At 41.9% G+C, this 17757-nt stretch carries 23 protein-coding genes; 17 read left to right on the top strand and 6 right to left on the bottom strand.

What is annotated here, in order from left to right:
* Positions 1-14: 14 nt before the first annotated feature.
* The 9 genes from MHH63_RS19335 to MHH63_RS19295 all read left to right on the top strand — a co-directional run bounded on the left by MHH63_RS19335 (position 15) and on the right by MHH63_RS19295 (position 7428).
* Positions 15-1373: a hemolysin family protein gene (locus MHH63_RS19335; protein ID WP_076125129.1), complete on the top strand. Its 1359-nt coding sequence runs from the start codon at positions 15-17 to the stop codon at positions 1371-1373.
* A gap of 164 nt (positions 1374-1537) precedes the next feature.
* Positions 1538-2218, top strand: a complete 681-nt coding sequence (locus tag MHH63_RS19330; protein ID WP_076187095.1) for a response regulator transcription factor — start codon at positions 1538-1540, stop codon at positions 2216-2218.
* Complete coding sequence (locus MHH63_RS19325) at positions 2215-3969, top strand: sensor histidine kinase (RefSeq protein ID WP_341171968.1); 1755 nt, start codon at positions 2215-2217, stop codon at positions 3967-3969. Before MHH63_RS19330 ends, MHH63_RS19325 begins: the two co-directional genes overlap by 4 nt.
* Positions 3970-4011: 42 nt before the next feature.
* Positions 4012-4536 (top strand): CDP-diacylglycerol--serine O-phosphatidyltransferase, encoded by a 525-nt coding sequence (pssA, locus tag MHH63_RS19320; protein WP_036684073.1) that lies wholly within the window; start codon positions 4012-4014, stop codon positions 4534-4536.
* A 7-nt stretch (positions 4537-4543) separates the two neighbouring features.
* Positions 4544-5038 (top strand): DedA family protein, encoded by a 495-nt coding sequence (locus MHH63_RS19315; RefSeq protein WP_341171967.1) that lies wholly within the window; start codon positions 4544-4546, stop codon positions 5036-5038.
* Positions 5039-5085: 47 nt separating this feature from the next.
* Positions 5086-6111, top strand: coding sequence for an AI-2E family transporter (locus MHH63_RS19310; protein ID WP_341171966.1), 1026 nt, complete (start codon positions 5086-5088; stop codon positions 6109-6111).
* Positions 6112-6319: 208 nt separating this feature from the next.
* The gene (locus MHH63_RS19305) at positions 6320-6538 is read left to right on the top strand and encodes a spore coat associated protein CotJA (protein WP_036684070.1); all 219 of its coding nucleotides are present in this window, start codon (positions 6320-6322) and stop codon (positions 6536-6538) included.
* Between the two features lie 3 nt (positions 6539-6541).
* Positions 6542-6808 (top strand): spore coat protein CotJB, encoded by a 267-nt coding sequence (locus MHH63_RS19300; RefSeq protein WP_036684069.1) that lies wholly within the window; start codon positions 6542-6544, stop codon positions 6806-6808.
* Between the two features lie 50 nt (positions 6809-6858).
* Positions 6859-7428, top strand: coding sequence for a manganese catalase family protein (locus MHH63_RS19295; protein WP_036684067.1), 570 nt, complete (start codon positions 6859-6861; stop codon positions 7426-7428).
* Positions 7429-7489: 61 nt separating this feature from the next.
* Here MHH63_RS19295 and MHH63_RS19290 read toward each other — a convergent pair whose 3' ends face one another.
* Both MHH63_RS19290 and MHH63_RS19285 read right to left on the bottom strand, forming a co-directional pair.
* On the bottom strand, positions 7490-8119 hold the full coding sequence (locus MHH63_RS19290; RefSeq protein ID WP_076187101.1) for a LysE family translocator: 630 nt from the start codon (positions 8117-8119) through the stop codon (positions 7490-7492).
* Between the two features lie 353 nt (positions 8120-8472).
* A complete protein-coding gene (locus tag MHH63_RS19285; RefSeq protein ID WP_076124810.1) occupies positions 8473-8808 on the bottom strand; it encodes a potassium channel family protein in 336 nt (111 codons plus the stop codon).
* A 218-nt stretch (positions 8809-9026) separates the two neighbouring features.
* On the opposite strand from MHH63_RS19285, the gene MHH63_RS19280 reads away from it, so the two are divergent.
* A complete protein-coding gene (locus MHH63_RS19280) occupies positions 9027-9365 on the top strand; it encodes a hypothetical protein (RefSeq protein WP_340395326.1) in 339 nt (112 codons plus the stop codon).
* A 16-nt stretch (positions 9366-9381) separates the two neighbouring features.
* On the opposite strand, the gene MHH63_RS19275 is transcribed toward MHH63_RS19280, so the two are convergent.
* Positions 9382-10071 (bottom strand): Crp/Fnr family transcriptional regulator, encoded by a 690-nt coding sequence (locus tag MHH63_RS19275; RefSeq protein ID WP_341171965.1) that lies wholly within the window; start codon positions 10069-10071, stop codon positions 9382-9384.
* Positions 10072-10151: 80 nt separating this feature from the next.
* On the opposite strand from MHH63_RS19275, the gene MHH63_RS19270 reads away from it, so the two are divergent.
* The gene (locus tag MHH63_RS19270; RefSeq protein ID WP_341171964.1) at positions 10152-10904 is read left to right on the top strand and encodes an HAD-IIB family hydrolase; all 753 of its coding nucleotides are present in this window, start codon (positions 10152-10154) and stop codon (positions 10902-10904) included.
* A gap of 312 nt (positions 10905-11216) precedes the next feature.
* Here the strand turns inward: MHH63_RS19270 and MHH63_RS19265 are convergent, their stop codons facing one another.
* The 3 genes from MHH63_RS19265 to MHH63_RS19255 all read right to left on the bottom strand — a co-directional run bounded on the left by MHH63_RS19265 (position 11217) and on the right by MHH63_RS19255 (position 14094).
* Positions 11217-12416, bottom strand: a complete 1200-nt coding sequence (locus MHH63_RS19265) for an MFS transporter (RefSeq protein ID WP_076301393.1) — start codon at positions 12414-12416, stop codon at positions 11217-11219.
* 66 nt (positions 12417-12482) lie between these two features.
* Positions 12483-13100 (bottom strand): sugar O-acetyltransferase, encoded by a 618-nt coding sequence (locus tag MHH63_RS19260; RefSeq protein ID WP_076187110.1) that lies wholly within the window; start codon positions 13098-13100, stop codon positions 12483-12485.
* Positions 13101-13137: 37 nt separating this feature from the next.
* Positions 13138-14094 (bottom strand): ROK family protein, encoded by a 957-nt coding sequence (locus MHH63_RS19255; RefSeq protein ID WP_081390522.1) that lies wholly within the window; start codon positions 14092-14094, stop codon positions 13138-13140.
* A 256-nt stretch (positions 14095-14350) separates the two neighbouring features.
* Here MHH63_RS19255 and MHH63_RS19250 point away from each other — a divergent pair, with 256 nt between their 5' ends.
* From MHH63_RS19250 to MHH63_RS19230, 6 genes are all read left to right on the top strand, one after another.
* Complete coding sequence (locus tag MHH63_RS19250; protein ID WP_256716162.1) at positions 14351-14512, top strand: hypothetical protein; 162 nt, start codon at positions 14351-14353, stop codon at positions 14510-14512.
* An 83-nt stretch (positions 14513-14595) separates the two neighbouring features.
* Complete coding sequence (locus tag MHH63_RS28630; protein WP_256717484.1) at positions 14596-14754, top strand: RNA polymerase sigma factor; 159 nt, start codon at positions 14596-14598, stop codon at positions 14752-14754.
* Between the two features lie 122 nt (positions 14755-14876).
* Positions 14877-15098, top strand: coding sequence for a hypothetical protein (locus MHH63_RS19245; RefSeq protein ID WP_341171963.1), 222 nt, complete (start codon positions 14877-14879; stop codon positions 15096-15098).
* Between the two features lie 449 nt (positions 15099-15547).
* Entirely contained in the window at positions 15548-16078 is a 531-nt protein-coding gene (locus tag MHH63_RS19240) for an RNA polymerase sigma factor (RefSeq protein WP_339247563.1), read from the top strand.
* Positions 16075-16899 carry a hypothetical protein gene (locus MHH63_RS19235; RefSeq protein ID WP_341171962.1) on the top strand — a complete coding sequence of 275 codons (825 nt, stop codon included), beginning with the start codon at positions 16075-16077 and terminating at the stop codon, positions 16897-16899. The genes MHH63_RS19240 and MHH63_RS19235 overlap by 4 nt, the downstream gene beginning before the upstream one ends.
* Positions 16889-17752, top strand: coding sequence for an ABC transporter ATP-binding protein (locus MHH63_RS19230; RefSeq protein WP_076187118.1), 864 nt, complete (start codon positions 16889-16891; stop codon positions 17750-17752). The genes MHH63_RS19235 and MHH63_RS19230 overlap by 11 nt, the downstream gene beginning before the upstream one ends.
* The last annotated feature ends 5 nt before the right edge of the window (positions 17753-17757 follow it).

Here is a 17757-nt window from a genome sequence, read left to right as displayed (position 1 = left end):
GGCGTTGTTAAGTGGTGCATACGGAATTTGAAGTAGGGAGATTATTGCTTAATCTTTTGCTGGTTCTGGTGCTCGTATTATTGAACGGTATTTTTGTAGCAGCGGAATTTTCATTAGTTAAGGTCAGGCAGTCCCGCCTGACCCAACTTGTCAGTGAAGGTAATAAAATGGCTGGATATGCTCTGAAAGTAAATAAGAGACTGGATTCCTATTTATCCGCCACTCAGTTTGGGATAACACTTGCGTCGCTGGGCTTAGGTTGGGTTGGAGAGCCCGCGATTTCTGAGCTGTTGGTCGAACCTTTAATGTACCAGATGGGGATCACCGATCATACCCTGATTTCTACCGTATCTGTGATTATTGGATTTTCGATCATTACATTTTTACATATTGTACTTGGGGAGCTTGCTCCTAAATCGCTCGCGATTCAAAGAACAGAAGGTTCGGCACTGTTGTTATCTGCACCCCTGATGTTCTTCTATAATGTGTTCATGCCTTTTATCTGGGTGCTGAACGCTTCAGCCAACGCGTTGCTTCGGTTAGTCGGTGTGGAGCCTGCAAATGAAAGTGAAGCAGCACACTCGGAAGAGGAAATACGTATTCTGATGAATCAGAGCGCCAAGAGTGGTGTCATTGACAAAGATGAAATGAAACTAATGGATAATATCTTTGAATTCTCAGATCTGCTTGCACGTGAAGTCATGCTGCCTCGTACAGATATGGATGTGCTTTACAGCAATCTTTCGTTAGAAGAAAATATGAAGATTATTACCGAAACGAGACATTCGCGTTATCCGGTTGCTCTGGAAGATAAGGACCGTATTATCGGTTTTATTCATATTACCGACCTGTTGTTTGCTCCACCGGAGCAACAGAATGATCTTACAACTCTGGTTCGGCCTATCCTTAACGTTCCGGAATCGATGGAAATCAGCCATACTCTTCGTTTTATGCAGAAGAATAAGGCTCAGCTGACGTTAGTTGTCGATGAATATGGCGGCACAGCAGGTTTGCTGACAGCAGAAGAGATTCTGGAAGAAATCGTAGGCGATCTGCATGACGAGTTCGAAGATGAGCGTCCAAGTGTGGAACATAACGGGGAGTACATCTCTGTTGAGGGCCGGATGCTGATTGAGGATGTCAACGATCTTACGGGTGTTGTGATTGAAGACGATGAGGTGGATTCCATCGGCGGCTGGTTGTTTAAGGAGCTGGAGGGTAATCCAACCAAAGGAAAACGTGTCAAAGTAGAAGATGTTATTTTTGAAGTCGAGGAATCAACAAGATTGCGTATCACTAGAATTAATATCCACCGGGAACCACGAGTCGAGGACGAAGAAACCTCAGCAGAACTGAATGAGGATAAAGAATAACCTATTGAAAATTATAACGTATTGTTCCGGTTGATCAGGGATATAATGAACTCCTCCTGCAAGAGCTGTATGGCTCATGACAGGAGGAGTTTTTTGTGGACACATAAAGGACATAACGCTCGTCTATGCTAATGTTTATTAATTGTTTGAAAGCGGGGTCTAGATTGAAAAAGAAACTTCTTCTCGTTGAGGATGAAATTCGTATTCGTGAACTGGTATCTGATTATTTCTTACAGAATGATTGGGAGGTACTTGAGGCGGATAATGGAAGAGATGCATTGGTTTGGTTTGATTCACTGCTGCCGGATCTGCTGATTTTGGATATCATGATGCCTGCTATGAATGGATTTGAAGTGTGCCGTGAAGTTCGTGAAAAATCAGCGGTACCCATCATTTTGTTAACAGCCAAGTCCACAGATGACGACAAAATCTACGGTTTTGAATTAGGAGCCGATGATTATGTTACAAAACCATTTAGTCCAAAGGTACTAGTAGCCCGGGCAAATGCACTTATGAAACGGGTTGAAGGCACTCATCAGCCTGAATCTAGCATAATAAAATTTGGTTCCGCGATGTTTAATACCATGGCCCATCGGCTGGAGGTAGAAGATGCGGAAGTGGAGCTTACCCCTAAGGAATATGATCTTTTATGGCTTTTAATACGAAATAAAGGGATTGTTATTTCAAGGGATACGATCCTCAGTCGGATCTGGGGAATTGAATTTGAAGGAGATTCCAGAGTTGTGGACAGTCATATCAAAAAGCTGCGAAGTAAATTGGGTTATGAATCACGTTTTATTCGTACGGTAATTGGCACAGGATACATGTTCGAGGAAGAGGCATGAGAAGACGGGGAATTACTTTTAAACTGTTTGTGATGACCGTTATCTTTTTCCTTTGCTTCTATGGCATGGTGATTCTAAGCCAATTGCTGTTGTTTGACAATTTCTATCAGAAGCAAAAAGAGCACCGCGTGGAGAAACACCTTAAGAGCTTTGCGGCAAGATATATAAGCGAGCCATGGGGAAGCACCCGAACCTCTCAGGAGCTTGTCCGGTTTATGCTGCGGAATAAAACACAAATGGTTATTTTGAAGCTGGATGGAAAGATGAATTCAGAAGATCCATTTCATATAAAGCTAATCGATGATGACGGGAAGAGTATGGTTGTTTCTTTATCCCTATTCATGAATCAGTACGGAGATTCACTGAGAGCAGCAAACATTAAAGTAGATGATCAGTTGAGCGTGGAAGGCGAACTTCTGGATGAAGACAGTGCTTCACCCGTTATACTCTACCCCATAAGCATTACAAAAAAAGGGGGCGAAACCATAGGGGAGACGGGAGAGACTGGGACGATTCATGCATCTGGTACTGTTGCAGAAGTTGTACTGCCTGATTTAAAAATATGGAATCCCCGCCAGGGAATATTGTTTGAGGCTCTTGAGGAATGGTTTCCTTTGACACCAGCGCAGATAGAAGACTTTAAAAATTTGAAAATACAGAAGCAAGACTGGGTTGCTCCCTGGAGTGGGAGTCGCAATTCTGTGGTTATTCTGCCCCTGAAGCAAAGTAACGGAGAAATTGAATTACTATTCACAGTCACTTCATTACAGGAAGTTAAGGATTCGAACGATGCCTTACGTTGGTTCTTTTTATATCTGGGAATGGGTGGCTTTGTCCTGATTCTGGTGCTTTCTCTCTTTTTCTCGAAAATGGTAACGCGTCCGCTAATTAAGTTAAACAAGATAGCAAAACGGATGGTTTCTCTGGACTTTACAGGGGACACATCGATTCGGCAGAAGGATGAGCTAGGCAGCCTTTCTAACAGCATGTTCACCTTATCACTAAGTCTGGACTCTGCTTTAAGGGAGTTAAGAGAGGCCAATCAGCAGCTAGTTGAGGATATGGAGCAGAAGCAAAGAATGGAGATCATGCAGCAGGACTTTTTTGCCAACGCCTCCCATGAATTGAAGACACCCCTCAGTATTATCAAAGGGTTTGCTGAAGGTTTGGAAGACGGCGTTAGTGCCGGCAAGCAGGATCACTACATTAAGGTGATTATTGAGGAAGCCGATAAAATGGAGTTTCTTGTTAAAAATATGCTAGATCTAGCGCGGTTGGAGTCGGGCACGATTAAACTACGGAAATCTTCCTTTATGTTAAGTGAACTGACGGAAAAGGTGACAGACAAGCTGGTCCACTTGCTGAGTGAAAAACATTTGGAGGTCATCATTATTCCTGCGAATGAATTACCGGTCTATGCGGATGTGAACTGGATCGAACAAGTTATGCTAAATTTTATGACCAATGCTATCAGGCATGCGGAAGAAAGAAGTTCTATCACCGTCAATATTGAGAGTCATGCCCAAACTATTGTATTCACTATTCAAAATATAGGAGAATCAATCCCAGAAGATCAGCTGGAGCAGATCTGGGAACGGTTCTATCGGTCGGAGCCATCCCGCAGTCGAATGACAGGCGGTACGGGTCTGGGGCTTTCCATTGCAAAGCGAATACTAGATATGCACGCTTGTCTTTATACAGTGAAAAATACGGAGAACGGTGTCAGCTTTACTGTGACCTTTGAAGGTTAAACCGAATCAACAGAAATACTGCTATGAAAGGGGTGAAATTGTATGAAATTGAACTGGTTGCCTTCAACGTGCACACTCGGAAATTTGGGACTAGGATCACTATCCTTGTATTTTACGATTCAAGAACGATATAGCCTAGCTTTATTAATGATATTGCTCGCGGCAATATGTGATGTACTGGATGGATTACTGGCAAGAATATTGCAATGTACTAGTGAATTCGGTAAACAATTGGACTCATTGGCGGATATTATATCATTTGGTTTAGCGCCTACCTTCCTTATCTTGTTGTATAGGTTAGAAGATGCCCACTGGATTGGACCTGCAGCTGCAGTTTTCTTTTTGATCTGTGGCGCACTTCGTTTGGCCAGATTTAATCTGTCGGCGCCTTCCAAAGGGTTCGTGGGGATGCCCATTACTGCTGCTGGAGTCATTCTGTCGATGATTTCTTTACTAGATGAACGGATGAAACCAGGACTGGTCATCGGATTAATGGCATTGCTGTCCGTAATGATGATCAGCCGTATCCCATTTCCGTCCCTTAAAAAATCCTTCAACAGGAAGTGATACACCCATGCCTTGGATTATAGAGTTCATTTCACAATACGGATATTTTGCCATATTTGGCCTTATGGCACTTGGGATTATCGGACTTCCTGTGCCTGATGAGGTGTTAATGCTGTTTGTAGGCTATTTATCCTCCGTTATGGTTTTGGATTTTTCACTTTCCGTATTGGTTTGTTTTATGGGATCCATCACAGGAATGCTTATCAGCTATACCATTGGTTTAAGGCTAGGACAACCTGTGGTAGCTAAATTCGGCAAGTGGGTTGGCCTTACACCCAAGCGTTTTGCCAGTATGAAAAGATGGTTTTTGCGGTTCGGAAACTGGGCGATTTTCATTGCTTATTTTATTCCAGGTCTGAGGCATGTATCGAGCTATATCTCTGGAATCAGTGCTATGTCTTTCAAAAAGTATATACTCATAACGACTGCAGGAGCGCTAACCTGGTCACTCCTTTTTGTTTCCATCGGCTTTTTTGTGGGGGCTAAGTTTTCCTTTTTATAGCCATTGAAGCTTAACATTATTAATCGCAATTGAATGGAGCAAGATCAATGAATGTATTCAAGCGATTCTACGCGAATAGTACTACCAGACGCTTTTTTATTCTCGCACTTATCGGGTTGCTGCTGTACATGGTTCGAGGGATGCTTAATCTGGTACTGCTGACGTTTCTGATTGCTTTTGTCATGAACAGCTTTCAGATTGTGCTCAGTAAAAGAATTGGTAAATTCATGAAGGTCAACAGTAAGGTGATTATTGTCATTTTATACCTTGCTTTAATCGCATTGATTGTACTGGCCCTTGCAAAATATCTTCCTAAAGTATTGGAGCAGATTAAGCAATTAGCCATCTTCCTCACCAATCTCAAGTCAGAGGACCTTCCGCAGAACAAGATTACATTATATTTGTATGATATGCTCAGGGACCTTAACTATCAGTCCTATATCAAAAGAGGCATCGATTATGTGCTGCAGGTTAGCAACTGGGGTGCAACTTTCGTTCTATCAACCATTTTAAGCTTTGTGTTTATTCTGGAGAAGAACCGGGTCGTCAGTTTCACTTCTAGGATAAGAGAGAGCAGGATTGCCTGGTTTTATATAGATCTGGAGTATTTCAGCCGAAAATTCATCGTTTCCTTTGGAAAAGTAATTGAAGCGCAAATTCTCATTGCCATGTTCAATACCTGTCTTACTGTTATTGGCTTGTGGCTGCTTAACTTCCCGTATTTATTTGCCCTAGCGATTTTGATTTTTCTGCTCAGTCTCATTCCGCTGGTTGGTTTTTTGATTTCGCTCATTCCGCTTTTAATAATTGGTTACAACATCGGCGGTCTGATAACAGTTACATATGTGCTGGCGATTATTGCGGTGTTGCATTTTATCGAAGGCTATTTCTTGAATCCTAAGTTGATGTCCACAAAAATGAATTTGCCGATGTTTTTCACCTTTAGCGTGTTGTTGTTCTCTGAGCATTATATGGGTGTCTGGGGACTTATTCTTGGTATTCCTATCTTTGTATTTATGTTGGATATCCTTGAGATTACCCACGAAGATTCGTTCAAAAGAGCGAAGCCCTAAGCTGAATACTAAAAAACCCAAGTTATAAGCTGTTTTCGGTACTTTTCCGGAGACAGCTTATTTGTCATGCACATTGCACAAAAAAAATTGCTAATGGGCTTTTTTTGTGAATAACGTTTTATATTGTGTCCTGCTGTCATAAGTTAGCTAAGGGAGTAATGTTCAGAGTCTTTAAAGAAGGAACAGGAACAAAGGAGGTACAAAAAAGATGGAATCACAGCTGCGGAGGTATACCCCCTTTAGGGGCCCGTTTGATCCTTGCCCACCGGTGCCGTTCAAGACGTATGTAGTTCCACCCAATCAATTTATCACCTTTCAGCCGCCCGATTTGCCACAGTTTAGTTTGCAGGAGGCTCTGAAGTATGGAACGCTCTGGCCAGCACTATTTAGTCCGTATGAATCCAAGTGCAAAGGAGGAGGAAAATAGACTATGGAGGCAAATCCTTGCGACCAACGTTATTATGAATTGCTTGAACAGTTGCAGACCCTTGATTTTGCCTTAGTGGAGTTGAACTTATATCTAAATACGCATCCTGACGATCTGAGAAGTATTGAACAATTTAATCAGCTTACGCTGGAACGAACTAAGCTAGCGAATCATTTTCAGGAGTTATATGGTCCGCTGCAGAATTTTGGCCGCGCTTATTCTAAATGTCCATGGGAATGGAATCAACCCCCTTGGCCTTGGCAGGTGTAAGAGGAGTATAACCGTAAGGAACTATTTTTCTAGAGGAGGGAAGTTCCCGAATGTGGATATACGAAAAAAAACTGCAATATCCGGTACGGGTGGGTAAATGTGATGTCCGGATGGCGCGTTATTTGAGTGAGCAATACGGAGGCGCAGATGGCGAGCTCGCCGCTGCACTACGCTATATGAATCAAAGATACACGATTCCAGATAAAGTTATTGGCGTGTTGAACGATATTTCTACTGAGGAATTCGCTCACCTTGAGATGATTGCCACGATGATCTACAAGCTGACGAAGGATGCTTCGGTATGTGAATTAGAGGAAGCGGGATTAGGGCCACATTTTGTAGCGCATGATCATGCCTTGTTCTACACGGATGCTAGCGGAGTTCCATTCACCGCAGCCTATATTCAAGCTAAGGGAGATCCGCTGGCAGACCTTTATGAAGACATTGCGGCTGAGGAAAAAGCCCGGGCTACATATCAGTGGCTGATTGACATGACGGATGACGTGGATCTGCAGGATAGCCTTAAGTTCCTGCGGGAGCGGGAGATTGTGCATGCATTACGGTTTAAGGAAGCGGTGCAGATTATTATTGATGATCGGAATCAGAAGCGGGTGTTCTAAGGATTTCTGTGAAAAAGACATTTAAAGCCGTTCTCTTTTAAAAGAGAACGGCTTTTTTACGTTAAAAAATATGGAGGCTCCGCAGGAATTGATAGAAGAAATACCCGCCAAAGCCGATTAATACAACACCTGCGCTGATAGTCACCCATTTAATAGCCGTCCGGTTCATTGCTTTTCGTGTGGTGGATACAATCGTCATCAGGCCAATATCATGGAGCAGGATACCAATCAGGATACCTAATCCTACGAGCAAAAAGCTGCCCGTATTAGTACGGTCAAAGGAGTCGGACAATACGGTACCAAAGACACTAACCCAAAATACCAGGTTTCCTGGTGAGATCGCCACTAGCAAACCATTTTTGTAAGAAGAGAACAGCGATTTGGACGTCTTCTCTCCTCCAAGGGAAATATCATGATCTGCATTCTTGATGCTGTCATATCCAACGTAGCATAGGAAGAGAGCTCCAACTAACCACATGATTACTTGTATGATAGGCATGGAAAGAATAGAGGCTAGACCCAGGTATAAGCCTAGAATTAGGAAGAGGTCGATAGTCATTCCCCCGAGGCCAACAATCCAACCATGCATAAAGCCATTTTTCAAGCCTTGTTTGGTCATTTCAATGGTAATGGTACCTACAGGTAGAGCGATGGAAAAGCCGAGCAAAACGTATGTAAGAAATAAAGTCATTAAAATTTAAAGCCCCCTTTATCAAATTAAACGAAAGTATATTTTACACCATGAAGTAATAGGGGGCAATTCTTTTGAGTGAATTTATCTATTACAAATTTGCTCTAAAATTTTCGACCGCTCTAATAGAGACGGTCTTTTTTATTTATTTGAGGATCGCCAGAGATGAATATTAATGGTCTCGATTTTCTTTACCGATGAATTATTGCTCGAAAATTAAAGGGTGACATGAGATGAAAAATGTGATTTAGTTAGGTGAAAGTTAGTATATAAGCGATTATTTGAAAAAAAAGAGCCTCATTAGCTTCGGCTAACAAGGATCTTGATACTGTCACGAGTTTGGATTCCATTATTTAATTGTTATCTTTATCGGTTTGTTTGATCAGTTCATAAGCGATATACCCGATCATTCCCAAGAACAACCCTGTGCCTGCAATAATGTAAACGATCGTAAATATTTTTCCGAGTGCTGTCTGGGGAACAAATGTTGGATGACCTAATGTACTAAGCGTTGCAACGCAGAAATAAATAGCATCCAGGACAGACAAACCTTCCTGTTTGACATAAAAAATGGTTCCGGACAACAGTGTCATCAAAACTAATAAGAATAATGCTTGGAAATTTTTACGTTTGAGCGCTTTCCATAAGCCCGAGAATAAACGTTTTAAAGTTAGTAAAAATGATAACATGCAGCTCCACCCTTCATTTATATTAGAGCATACATAACAAATTAACGTCAAATTTAAAATAGATTTGCGGGAAGAAACTGAGGAGGCTGTGGGGAACTTGAATTTCTAGCATTCAGAGCTGAAACTGGTCACACTCCATTCAAAGCTAGTCTAAGCTATGTTATTATTACCTTATATTTTCCTATAAATAACAAATTATAGAGTTTGGAGGTTTAAGAATGAAAAGTAAGCGTAACTTGATAATGCTGTTATTGTTTGCTTTGACGATTATACTTTCAGGATGTAATGATAAAGAAGCTGCGATATTATCCCTGGATGAAATACGAGATCTAGCTCAGCGAGGCGAGGCGTTGTCGTGGAAGGATTTTGAAGGTCATCCCTTTGAAGATGTCGGTTCAGGTTTGTACATCCGTAAATATGAAATTAATGAAAACTACCATGTGCTGGTGGGTGGCGGAAGTGTTGATGCAGCTCCTCTGTATATAAATCTTGTCAAAAGAAACGGAGAAAAGATCGATATCCGTTATGATGACATCGATCATTTTATCCTCAATTAAATGAGGGGTTTTTAGGCTATTCAAATCTTATTCCGTTAGATAATTCATCCAGACGCTCCCAGTCGAGTACAACAATTTCTTGCTTAACTTTATATAAAATTCCCATGTCGGTGAGCCGCTGAATGACACGGTTTAAATGGCGGGGAGTAGTCCCAATTAACGAAGCTATATCTGGGATATAGGGTGTCTGAATTTCTTTTCCAAACTCACGTTGGAGTTGAATGGTCAATAAATAACTTGCAAACCTTTCCTCTACAGAGCCCAGCAAGTTCGTTCGGGATGCGGATGTGCAGGTTAGAAGCTTGTAGGAGAGATGTTTCAGCAACAAGTCTTTAAACCTGTGGTTATCCATTAGGTCAGACTCAACCTTTTGTTTGGGGATAAATAAGAGGGTGGTTTGTTGTACCGCTTCAACTTGGGATTGGATCACAACCTCCTGCACGTATTCAATATCCCCGAATAATGACAAGGGTGAGCAGAAACGTAATAACAAGGATTTTCCCGTCCCCACACTAGAAGAAACCTTGGTACGCCCCTCCACTTGAAAATAAATTCCGTCCAGCTCATCCCCCTCACGCAAAATGATTTCATCCTGCTCATAGACAAGTAACTGGATTAAAGCATGTGTTGACGTTGTGAATACTTGGTCTAGATTAAATTGTGTAATGTAATGTGATATCAGATTTGGATCGTGAATAGATTTCATCGTTTACTCCTTTTTGGACATCGGTCCTTTCCATTATATCTGAACTCGTTAATATAGAGAAAAAGGGGAGGTTATTAACTGTGAAATTTATTTTTGATTTAGATGGGACGATTTGTTTTAACGGCAAACCTTTGAGTGAATTTATTGTACAAGCCTTGGATTCTCTAATTGAAAAAGGACATGAGGTTATTTTTGCGTCAGCCCGGCCTATTCGTGATTTATTGCCTGTGTTGCCTGCTCGTATGCATCATTTTTCTATGGTTGGCGGGAATGGCGCGTTTATTGCAAAGGGTGGGGAGGTTATTTCGACGATACATTTTGACCCACAGACTGCGGATAACATCCTGAATTTGATTGAAGAATTTGATGCAACTTATTTGATTGATAGTCATTGGGACTATGCATATTCGGGTTCTGCGAACCATCCCATCCGGAGAAATGTAGATCCAGAACAACGCGCCAAAAATGTAACTCCATCAGAGCTGGATGAGATTGTGAAGGTAGTTATTTTGAGCAGTCTGAACGGGGAACAACTTATACATAAGCTGCAAAATCTGCCGATTGTGATCTACCAGCATGGACAAGAAGATATTATGGATATAAGTCCACAAGGTGTGAACAAATGGACAGGACTAAAGAGATTAGGCATAGAACCGCAGCAATTTATTGCTTTTGGTAACGATGCTAATGATATAGAAATGTTTAGACATTCCGCACATTCGGTTTGTGTTGGCGATCATATAACCTTGGGAGAAGTTGCAACGGAAAAGGTTAGTAGCGGTGAAGAGCAGATTGTTAGAACAATAATGGAGCTGGTGCGAGGTCTGCGATAATTGTTGGGATGGTGATCACCAGCTCAGAGGTCATTGTTGCGGACTGTATAGTCGCTATTTCAGGATTTAGCTTCATTAGGCGGAGTGTTCGGACTCAGGAGGCGTTATCTAGTCAGAAGACAGCGGTTTTTGCACACAAACAACTCAATAACGACTCTGGGGTCCGAATAACCTCATTTCTGTCTATTTCGAAGCCAATAAGGACATTTGAGTCCGATGGTAGGAGGTTGGTCGCTATTTGCAACAAAAAACCTGCCATAAAATCAGCAGGTTTTTTTGAGTGGATGAGCAGAAATAAGTGCGATAACTATTCTAGATAAGTTCTTGGCGGCGATTTAAATAACGATATAAAACACAACCGGATATCGCGCATATAGCTGCACATAAGCCGATAAAACCATACCCAGCTTGAAGACCACGTAGCAAGCCAGTTTGTGTTTCTGCTCCGTAAAGCCTCTTTACACCTTCGATTACTGCACCTATGGCATAGTTGCCAATCACGCTACCGACTCCCATTAGTGTAACTGTAAAGGTGATGGCAGTGTCACTGCCATGCGGATACCTTTTTGCGATAAACGCCATGACGGTCGGATAAATCATAGCGATACCTATGCCTGCTGCTGCGAATAGAAACGCGAGCTGTTCCCCACCCAAAATAGCAGCAAACGTACATAAGGCAGAGAAGGCTGAAAAGATGATAAGCGATAGATTGAAACCAATCTTATCTGTAACCGGCCCCAGCAGGAGCCTTGCTAGCGAGAAGCAGAGAAAAAAGGTGGACAACATACCAGAAGCTGTAACTGTATCCCACAAGTATGCTTTTTCCAAAAAATTCACTAGCCATCCACCTACTGCAAGCTCTGACACTACACCGAAAGAAAGAATAAGCACCATCAGCCATAAAGCGGGATCGCGGACCAGTGTTTTTAATGAGATCCGGTCCTCTTGCGGAAGATCGTCACCCGGAAATGTACTGCGCAAGGCAGATAGAATAGGCAGTAAAGATAAGCTTAGCATAATCAGATACATTCCGCGCCAGTCGAGTGGATGGCCAAATATACTTACCGACATGAGTCCTGTTGCCAGCAGTGGAGCTAAGGTTGAACTAAATCCGTAGAAAAAATGGGATAAGTTCATCATCGTCCCGGTATTTTTTACGAAGATGCGTGCTCCCAAAATGGCAAGACCAATCTCCAGCATTCCGTTTCCGATGTACATCAGGAAATAAGAAGCTGAGAAGAAGGGATAGCTGTGGGAGATATAGATTAACACTCCTGAGAATATCATGGATGCAAAAGCAATGATACTGACAGCCTTGATCCCCCACTTCCGAACCAATACAGCTGTAAAGGAGCAGGCGATCAAATAACCTAATGCATTTAGGGATAAAAGGGTGCCGAGCTGTTTCTCGTCCAGATTAAAGTCGAATTGGATTCGCGGAATGGCAGGTCCTTTAATATTTTCCGATATGCCAAACACTATAAATCCTAAAAAGATGGTTGCCAATTGCATGGCGTAAATCTTGTTAAATCCCCCGAAGCGCTTTTTCAAATTGAGATCCTCCCAGAACGGGTTACTTTATTGCTCAATGTCTCTGTAATACTCTTCTTTAAGTTTTTCCCAGTGTTGCTTATCGTCGTCGGTGATTGCTCTTAATACCTTGCATGGGTTCCCCACCGCAATTACATTGTCAGGGATATCCTTAGTCACGACTGAACCTGCACCGATGATTACATTGTTGCCGATTTTTACCCCAGGATTAATTACTGCGTTTCCACCAACCCACACGTTGTTTCCGATGGTAATCGGTGTACCGAATTCAAGCATACTAATACGCACGTCCGCATCTATGGGGTGACCAGCAGTATATACGCCTACCCTAGGTCCAAAGAGAACATTGTTACCAATCGTTACTTTAGCTACATCAAGGATAATGCAGTCAAAATTAGCGTAGAAGTTATTGCCAACGGTAATATTACTGCCGTAATCACAACGGAAAGGAGGTTCAACATATAATGACTCTCCTGTAGACTCAAATAATTGCTTGAGTAGTTCTACTCTATATTCACCTTGTTCTTCCGTCGTATTGTTAAATAAACGAGTGAGCATTCTGGATCTTTTGTTATCCTTTGCTAATTCTTCACCGCCTGCCATATATAGCTTTCCTGCAATCATGTTTTCTTTGTTTGTTGCCATTCGTAGTTCCTCCTGAAGTGTATGTTAGTTTTATGTTTTACCGGCGCTTCTCAACCAGCTGCAACGAGTAGGTTAAGCTTTCCAGTGTGATCGCAATTAATCCGTTCATGTAATGATCATCAGGTTGATCCAGCACAATTAAGTGAGGCATATGCTCCTCTGGAATCACTTCCAGACAACGTTGATAAATCGGCCGCACATTCTCTTGTTTGACTTGCTCTCCTGTGAGAGCTATGGTCTCTGGATTAATAATTGCAATCAGGGACGATATAGTGTGAGCCGCCAAAGGGATGAAGGTATCCGTGTGGTCCAAGCTACTCAATTGCTGTTCACGCGAGATTCCAAACGGTAAAAAAGAGACTTCACCAGCAAATCTGGTATTACCTTTGTGGATATGCCCGTCGATCATCATCCCGGCGCCTGGAAAAGCTCCTTTGATAAAGGTCACCACGACAATGGTTTTATCCTCTTCATAATCCTGCTGTTTATAGAACCCGTAAACGGTCAGATTCATATCATTTTCAATCGTGACTTCAAGCTCGTATTTTTCTCTGAGTAGTGATTCTAAGGGAGCATTAATTAACTCTTTAATGTCACAGATATTAATGACACCTTGGTGAGCAAGTCCGGGAATCCCAATCCCTACTGCCTTGATGTTGTTATATTGTTGGATAAGCGTATCCAGCAGATGGTCGATGGCTGCAGCATCTACGTACTCTAATTCCATCCATCCATGATCCACACGATCACCAACTGAATTGGTCACCGCATAGGTTATGGATTTCTGGCCATCCTCAATTTTGGCATAGATACATGCAATATAGGAGAAATCAGCGTTATAGATAAATCGTCTGGCCGGTCGGCCTCCATTTGAAGCCTCCAGTTCAGTCTCAATGACTTCACCAGTCTCCAGAAGTTCATTCAGGATATTTCCGCAGGTAGCAATACTTAATCCGGTGGCACTTGCAATCGTGGATTTGGTTCCTTCCTTCATCGATTTCAAGGCCTGCTTGATAAGCTCCTGATTTATCTTTTTAACACGAATAGAATTGTTTGCGATTTGGTTTATTTTATTCACCTCTAGACTTTTGAAAATGGTTATTAAAAGTATTATCAATACTATAACTTGGCTCTATATAATTGTCTAGCAATCGACAGTTTTTTTATTATGGATTTTTTTGAACGGACATGTGGCTTTCAATCAACCTGCGGTGTCTAATTAAATGTAAGGTCAAGAGGAGGTTCTTACAATGTCTGGAGCTCATGACAAATCCACTGTTTATCCGGATGAACAGGGAGACAAGCAAAGCTTTGAAATCACTTATAATCAATATCGCGAAAGAATCCATAAATATCTTTCGTTGAAAGTAAATTCGGGTAGCGCGGAAGACTTAACGCAACAGTTTTCTTAAAGGCCTTGGAAAAAATTCATATATTTAAAGGAATTCGAGCTTATTCACTTGGATCTTCAAAATCGCACAGAATATTGTGAAAAATGAATATTGGGGCTTTTATTTCATTGCGCTTTTTTGTAGACTGCACCTTGTCAGAGATTTCTAAGATTGTTGGAATGCGAGAAAGTGCGGTTAAGAAACGATTGTACCGTGCATTAGAGAAATTAAGAAGTGAACTAAAAGAGCTGTTGGTGAAGTAGACGCTCCTAATTGGTTCATTGGCACTTTTGAGGGAAACAAATTGAAAATTGTTTCTCCTTTAGATCCAGGGCCAAAGCATACGTATGAAACTATTCTTAAATCCACGCTGCACTTGTTTACAATGTGGTTAATCGGTGACATTAATCCACTTGCTCCTAAATGGCTGTGTCAAGGGATTGCAGGATACGAAGTAAAACAAATGCCTGATGAGTTCATTAAAAATTCGACTTCAGAGCAAATTCATAATCTTGTTATTCCTACTTTTCAAGAATTAAATTCCGAGGGCTGGGATTTCGAAACGATGAATGGCTTTCAGTTCTCTTATTTAATCGCTGAATTATAGTTTTTATTATAAAAGGGTCACATTTACCATGTATTTGAGGCTATTGTGACCCTCTTAATTGTCGGGCTAGAAACTATTAAAAGAATAGACAGCATCATTTGTTTCATCGAACAAAAATCCACCATTTACGAAGATTTTCACAAAAAGACCACTTGTAATGAGTGTACACCATGGAAATTAATAGAATCAATGTTATATAATTCACTAAGATACAAGCTAAAAATGTTCACTCACAATTTGAACCGGTGACATAATCTAGGGAAAATTTATATTCGGCCAGCCAGAACCTTCTGGTTGGTCTTTTTAATGTGATGCGTCTACTTCGTAGGCGATTTCGTTATATTTAGTAGATTGGTAGATTGGTAGATTGGTAGATTGGTAGATTGGAGGGGAATTAAATCGGGGAGGACAAATGGGTCACAGAAGCGCAGCAGGGCAATGAGGCAGCGGTGGAATTATTAATTCGGCATACCTATAGTGATATTTATCGATTCATCAGATGGAAAATACATAATGACGAATTGGCCTGGGATCTTGCACAGACGGTGTATGAAAAAGCATGGGCCAAGCTTGACAGCTATCAAAATAAACAGGGGAGTTTCCGAGCTTGGTTGATGGCGATCGCGCGAAATGTCTGCATTGACTATTTTCGCAGCAAAGGTGCTCGGCAAGCCGAGTTGAATCAAAGCTTATCTGATGAAATCACAGTCGAAGGAGATTTTCTTGAAGGAATATTACTTCGTGAAGAGGTTAAGCAGGTATACGCCGCGATTTACTCACTGCCAGAGGAACAGAGGGATGCGCTCTTGTTAAGGTATAAATATGAATTTACGTTTACAGAAATAGCTGCCGTAACTGATGAACCTGAATCTACTGTGAAGTCAAGGGTAAGCCGATCGCTGATTAAATTACGTGATTTACTAAGCTATTCCAAGCAAGAGGACATATCCCAACCCCTAAAGAAAGGAGCAGGAAAATGAGGGTTAAACGTAACCATCAAGATTACTTCAATCTGAATTTACAGGATGAGATGACAGCAGAGTCTGTAGAGGAGATCGTGAATTATATCAGGTGCATTCCTGAACCGCCACGCCTTGACGGTTTTGCAGAAGAAGCCATGAGCAGGTGGAGAAAATCCAAGCGGGCTTTACCTGCGCCAGTACCACCCGTTCCTCTATTTGCACGGCAACAGCTGAGGATTCTTTTTTCACAGGGATGGTGGAAAGAGGTTGTGCTTGGTGTGATCTTGTTTGTAGTAGGATATTTGGTGCTGAGTGTTATGGAGATTGTTAGCCCTATGTTCATTCTGTCCATCGTGGGTTGTATTCCTTTACTGGTGGTCGTCTCTCATACGGCTCGGAATACGCTCTGTGGAATGGGAGAACTCGCACGTAGTTTTAGAATTCCGTTGCATCGGTATGTGCAAGCTCGGTTCCTTATGGCAGGGGTGATCTCACTACTGATTAACGTTAGTGTAACTGCTATGGTAACCCCGGTAGGGGGAACGGAGTTTATGCTGCGTATGACCCTGCTATGGTGCATCCCGATCCTAAACAATGCGGCGGTAGCGTTAGTATTATCCACGCTGATACGTAATTTTAGACAATTAACGACCGTACTCTTCATGGTGCCTCTCTTTTGGATGATTTTATTTTCCGGAGAATTTGCAGTGAGATGGACGATGTCGGTCGAGTTATTTTGGTTAATGGGACTGGGCGTTCTGTCGGCAGTGGTATTTAGCCTAGCCATGAGGTTTCAATCCAGAATATTGAGCAGGGGAGGGTTTCTGATTGGAGCTTAAACTATGTAATATTGTACATGATTTCGGCAAAAAGCGAATTTTAAATACGATCAACCTTTCTATGTCACCTGGTGTGTATGGTCTTCTAGGACCTAACGGAACAGGAAAAACGACATTGATGCGTATTGTTGCAGATATTCTGTATCCGACTCGTGGAAATGTACTTTTAGATGGACAAAACAAGGATGATATGGGGGATCAGTACCGGGCTCAGATAGGTTATTTACCGCAGGAACTGGGGATGTACAATCATTTTTCAGCTCGCGATTTCTTGTATTATGTTGCTGCCCTAAAGGGGTTGACCAAGAAGGAGGCGAGTGATCGTATAGAGGTTCTTGCTCAAATGGTTAATCTATCCGGAGAAATGGATAAAAAATGTGGTAAGTATTCCGGCGGAATGAAACGTAGACTCGGTATCGCTCAAGCATTGCTTAATAATCCGGGCATCCTCATTCTGGATGAGCCCACAGCAGGACTTGACCCCTCGGAACGCGTAAGATTTCGAAATTTAATTTCTGAAATATCAAATGAGCGCATCGTTATTTTGTCTACTCATATCGTTTCTGATGTTGATCATATAGCTAAACAGGTGCTACTGATGGGGCGAGGAGAGTTACTTCGTCAAGGAACAATTAAGGAGTTGACCAATGAATTGCAAGGAGAGGTTTGGGAGGCACATGTCCCCGGGCGGTTGCTGGCTCAAATCGAAGAGAATGGAACTGTAGTGAATGTGCAGCAGACAGATACTGGACTAGTGGTTCGGGTAGTCAGCAAGACTTTGCCAGTTGAGAATGCACTGATGGTGAATCCTTCATTAGAAGATGTATATATGCATTATTTTCGGAGGGGATGACACAC

Source organism: Paenibacillus sp. FSL H3-0310 (assembly GCF_038002785.1).
Lineage (GTDB): Bacteria > Bacillota > Bacilli > Paenibacillales > Paenibacillaceae > Paenibacillus_AQ > Paenibacillus_AQ odorifer.
Note: the sequence above shows the minus strand (reverse complement) of the source record. Positions and strands in the feature narration are given on the sequence as shown.